Below are 2,074 nucleotides of genomic sequence, written 5' to 3'. Positions count from 1 at the left end.
GCTTTGGTTGACAGAAGAGTTGGAAAAAAGCGAATTTTAAACATGACCGAGAAGATGAAGTTAAAGCATCCAATTGTGCAGTATTTTTATGAGCTACGGCTTAGCACGTTATGAAAGTTAATAAACCCAATAGTTCCATACAATAAACTACTGTCCCTACATAGAAACGAGTGACAAGAAAGAAATGTCCAATGACACAAATGTGCCTACATAACGTATCGAAGAAAAGCTTGAGGAATCAAGCTTTTTATTTTTTATGTAGGGAGATTTGTGTCATTTGAAAAAATAACTTTTTACAGCTTGCCATACTTTAATGCTTTAAAGTATAGACATGTGTATAAAATACTATGTAATATTAAGTTATAATTTTTGTTGACGAAGCTATGAGTAATATTAATTTACCGTCCGGTGTTGTCGGTCACGAAGGAAGCACACTAGCGGTCATCATAAGTGGTTTGCGACTATTGCGATAACTGAGAAGATTAGTCGAAGGAATACATAAGAAATGCTTCGCTGGCACGATAGGCGAAGCATTTTTTTTGACTTTATTAAATTAATAGAAATAAATACTTGAAACAGTGAAATTATAATTGCCTCAATACGATTATATCCCCCTACGGGGAGAATGAAACTCGATGTATTAGCTGCCTCCCAAAAATATGGTATAATATTGATAATAAGTTCTTTCTCCGCTGATAACAGGACGGTAAAAGAATGATTTTATCTAAGTTGAGGTGTGTAAACTTGTCTACCTGTTACAAACTTATACTTTTTGATTTAGACGACACAATTCTTCACTTCGATGATTATTGGGAAGATAGTACCAAGGAAACGTTCCGACAGTATCCATTTACAATGGATATTAATACTGACCAACTCTTTGAGGTATATCGCCAAAAAGAAAAAATTTATGTGGATTTATATCATCAACAGAAAATAACTATTTATGAATATCGTACTTTCAGATTTATACAAACATTAGCGGAGTTTAATAAAGTGGCTGACGAATCTACAGCAACTAGCTTTGAACGACTTTATGCTTCGATAAGTAAAAGCTTTATGAAAGTTAATCCTGAACTTTTGAATGTACTTGGTCAATTAACAAAGGTTTACCAACTAGGGATTGTGACGAATGGAACTGCTGACATTCAGTATGACAAAATTAATGCGATAGGAATTAAGCCTTTTTTTCCAAATGGAACAATTTTCATCTCAGAAGAAATTGGTTATGAAAAACCTTCCCCGCAAATTTACCAAAAAGCATTAAATTATTTTGGTGTTTCGTCAGAAGAAACTTTATTTGTCGGGGATTCATGGGAGAATGATGTAGAAGGTCCTGCAAAAATAGGTATACATTGTGTATGGTTCAACAGGAAGCAACAGATGACAAAAGAATATCCTACTCCGAAAGCAATAATAAAAAACATCAATGAACTAATGGAACACCTGTAACATTATAAATGATACGGATCATCGCTTTTTATCCTATGAAAAAGATGTTGACTGCTTTTCTGATTTCCTAATGGAATGGGATAAAGTTCTTGTCATTTATGACATCAAGTTCTTGTCAACATACAATTGAAGAACTTTTTGCATAAGTAAGGTCGCACCGATGATATAGGCACGGGAGGGAATTTTAGAACTTATAATTTGATGATCGAAAATACACATTATATAATGTGTAACAATATATAGAAACCAACAACAACAACAAGTGTCGGGTGACAAGAACATAGTAACATTAAATGCCGCATAAATTGCGGTTTTTTTGTTTTATGTTATCAAGTTCTTGTCAAAACGAATTGACAAGAACTTGATAACATTCCCGATGGGTGACTAGAACTTTGTAACATTCCCGACGTAGTCACATTACTCATTGAACAGCGTTTTAATTGAGGTAACAAAGAACGTTAGCGCAATAACCAGAGAGCAACTCGCCACAAGGCAGTTGCTCCCTGGATTCGTTAAAGTAAACATTCCTGTTAAGGCTAAGAAATCGTCTTTGTCAAAAAAGGAGCGCCTCGGTATGATGGGTTTGTCCAAGGGTTCGAAACCCAACACCATCAAGGAGGCG

General features: G+C 34.8%; 2 protein-coding genes and 2 pseudogenes. 3 read left to right on the top strand and 1 reads right to left on the bottom strand.

Going from position 1 to position 2,074, the window contains the following annotated elements:
• The 3 genes and pseudogenes from ACFQ0C_RS39180 to ACFQ0C_RS31685 all read left to right on the top strand — a co-directional run.
• A pseudogene (locus ACFQ0C_RS39180) lies at window positions 1–114 on the top strand (SF0329 family protein); the annotation flags it as partial.
• Window positions 115–389: 275 nt separating this feature from the next.
• Window positions 390–473 (top strand): annotated as a pseudogene (locus ACFQ0C_RS31690) (hypothetical protein); the annotation flags it as partial.
• A 241-nt stretch (window positions 474–714) separates the two neighbouring features.
• The gene (locus tag ACFQ0C_RS31685; RefSeq protein WP_258212216.1) at window positions 715–1,452 is read left to right on the top strand and encodes an HAD family hydrolase; all 738 of its coding nucleotides are present in this window, start codon (window positions 715–717) and stop codon (window positions 1,450–1,452) included.
• A gap of 417 nt (window positions 1,453–1,869) precedes the next feature.
• Here the strand turns inward: ACFQ0C_RS31685 and ACFQ0C_RS31680 are convergent.
• The coding region (locus ACFQ0C_RS31680) for a hypothetical protein (protein ID WP_379372874.1) at window positions 1,870–2,074 on the bottom strand (205 nt) is incomplete at its 5' end.

Source organism: Paenibacillus sp. GCM10027630, assembly GCF_042676305.1.
Lineage (GTDB): Bacteria > Bacillota > Bacilli > Paenibacillales > NBRC-103111 > Paenibacillus_S.
The sequence above is the reverse complement of the archived record's forward strand: the minus strand, read 5'-3'. Positions and strand labels throughout refer to the sequence as shown.

Coding starts and splice junctions, on each gene's coding strand:
- ACFQ0C_RS31685 (WP_258212216.1), top strand. CDS start 715: ATGATTTTATCTAAGTTGAGGTGTGTAAACTTGTCTACCTGTTACAAA.